The following is a 1,077-nucleotide window of genomic DNA, read 5'->3' as shown; positions in this document are numbered from 1 at the left end:
CTTGAAGTCAACTTTGAAGTGCAACACCGCTAGTACCGAGAGAAGGCCTCCCTCGGTGTCCTGAAGCCCAGCCGCTCACGTGGCCGGTCGTTGAGTTCAGCTGCGATGTGGTCGCAGTCGTTCTGGGTGAGGTTTTTGAAGCACATGCCTTTGGGCAGGTACTGCCTGATCAGGCCGTTGGTGTTCTCGTTCGTGCCCCGCTCCCACGAGTGGTACGGCGTTGCGAAGTAGAACTTCACCTTGAAGTGTTTCTCGACATGCTCGTAGTCGTGGAACTCTGTGCCGTTGTCCAGCGTGATGGTTTTGAATCGACCGCGCAGCCCGATGATTGATCGCGCCATGGCGGCTGCGGCTTGCTCCTTGTTGCGAGCGCTGAGCTTCTTTATCACCAGATAGCCCGTGGCGCGCTCGACCAACGTGAGCACGCAGTGGCGCAGGTCCGCACCCATCACAGTGTCACCCTCCCAGTGGCCTTGCTGGCGTCGCTGCTCCACGCATTTGGGGCGCTCGCTGATGTGGCGCTTGCCGATCAATCTCCCTCTGGTGGCGGGGCTTCCGCGCCGTTTGCGGCCGAACTTGCTGACGATGCGCAGATGGCGCCAGAGCTGCCCGCCGGCGCGCCGTTCGCGGCGGATATGGCGGTAGATCGTTTCCTTGCTCATGCTGGGGCGGCCTAGGTGTCGTCGCCGCCCTGCAATCTGCGCAGGGCTCCACTTGCGCTGCAATTGGCGGGCGACCTCGCGCCATTCCCGCTCACTGTATTGGCTCTTCTTGCGCGTACGCCTGCGCCTGGCGATCGCATACTGGTGAGCACGCTCGGCGCGGTAGGCACCGTCGTGCCTGGTCATGTTGCGCTGTCGCTCGCGGCTTATCGTCGAAGCGGAGCGATCCAGCGCCAGGGCGATCCGCCTCAGGCTATTCCCCTGGCGCAACATGTAGGCCATGACGTATCGTTCGTCTTGGGTGAGTTGGCGATATTCCATGTTCACAACCCCTTCTTGCCGGATGAGGTGTGAACAGTGTCGCCACTCCCCACCTCTTTTGGAGAAGGTGTTGCACTTAGTTTGCCAAGCTGCG

1 protein-coding gene is annotated in these 1,077 nt (G+C 61.4%); it reads right to left on the bottom strand.

Annotated features, from left to right (window positions below; translation table 11 throughout):
- Positions 1-29: 29 nt before the first annotated feature.
- Complete coding sequence (locus RQP53_RS24665; protein ID WP_315653389.1) at positions 30-983, bottom strand: IS30 family transposase; 954 nt, start codon at positions 981-983, stop codon at positions 30-32.
- Between the last annotated feature and the right edge of the window lie 94 nt (positions 984-1,077).

This window comes from Roseateles aquae, assembly GCF_032337115.1.
Lineage (GTDB): Bacteria > Pseudomonadota > Gammaproteobacteria > Burkholderiales > Burkholderiaceae_C > Roseateles_C > Roseateles_C aquae.
This window is presented reverse-complemented; position numbering and strand designations above follow the sequence as displayed.

Excerpts from the sequence above, each read along its gene's own strand:
- RQP53_RS24665 (WP_315653389.1), bottom strand. The coding sequence starts at position 983 with ATGGAATATCGCCAACTCACCCAAGACGAACGATACGTCATGGCCTAC.